Origin of the sequence: uncultured Campylobacter sp., assembly GCF_938018035.1 — a bacterium.
Classification (GTDB): domain Bacteria; phylum Campylobacterota; class Campylobacteria; order Campylobacterales; family Campylobacteraceae; genus Campylobacter_B.
In genome coordinates this window covers 1-1115 of sequence record NZ_CALIJF010000319.1, presented here as the reverse complement: position 1 = coordinate 1115, position 1115 = coordinate 1, and the positions used below count along the sequence as shown (strand labels likewise).

The following is a 1115-nucleotide window of genomic DNA, read 5'->3' as shown; positions in this document are numbered from 1 at the left end:
AAGACGATCGATTTTAGCGTGCTTGAGCGCCAAGAGGGCGACGCGGATCCGCGCCCTTTCAGCTTTCGCAGCAAAAATTTTGCGCCGAAGCAGCTTGCTTGCTTTATTGCTTATACGAACGAGTGCACGCACGAGATCATCCGCGAAAATTTTGCTCGTGCGCCGATGTTTACGGGGCAAATTTCAAGCACCGGCCCGCGCTATTGCCCGAGCATCGAGACTAAAATTTATGAATTCCCAAATCGCGACCGTCACCACGTCTTCGTCGAGCCGCAGACGCGCGAGGCTACGGAGTATTACGTAAACGGCCTCTCTACGAGCCTTCCTTATGACGTACAGATTGCGTTTCTGCGCACGATCAGGGGCTTTGAAAATGCCAAAATCGTTCGCCCGGGCTATGCGATCGAGTACGATTTTATCGATCCTACCGAGCTTAAACACAGCCTCGAGACCAAAAAAATCCGCGGGCTGTTTTTGGCAGGCCAGATCAACGGCACCACCGGCTACGAGGAGGCCGCGGCGCAGGGGCTGATGGCGGGCATCAACGCCGTGCTTGATTTGCGCGGGCGGCAGCCTTTGATTTTGCGTAGGGATGAGGCGTATATCGGCGTTTTGATCGATGATCTCGTCGCCAAGGGCACGAACGAGCCTTACCGAATGTTTACTTCGCGTGCGGAATTTCGCCTGCTGCTGCGCGAGGGCAACGCCGTGCTGCGCCTAAGCGAATACGGCCGCGAGATTGGGCTTTTAGACGAGGCAAACTACGAGCGGGCGCGCAAGTTTAAGCTTGATGTGGAAAGCGGAATGGAATTTTTGCTAAAAACGCAGATTACCCCTTCAAAACAGACGCTTAGCCTACTGCAAAGTATCGGCGCAGAGCCAATTTCGCAAAGCTGTAGCTTGCAAAAAATCGTAGCCAAAAGCGGCTTTTCAAAGGCGGGTCTGCTTGCTTTGGCGCCGCATTTTGAGGGCTTTAGCGATGAGGTTTTGGATGAAATTTTAACGCAGTGCAAGTATCATTTCTACATCGCGATGCAGCGCGCCGAGGTCGAGAGGATGAAGGGGCTGCTTGGCGTCGCGATCCCGCCGCAGATCGATTTTAGCAAGATCGGAGG

1 protein-coding gene is annotated in these 1115 nt (G+C 53.9%); it reads left to right on the top strand.

The features are described from left to right. Positions 1-1115 (top strand): FAD-dependent oxidoreductase (locus Q0257_RS09635; RefSeq protein ID WP_298024424.1); only part of this gene is annotated, 1115 nt, incomplete at both ends.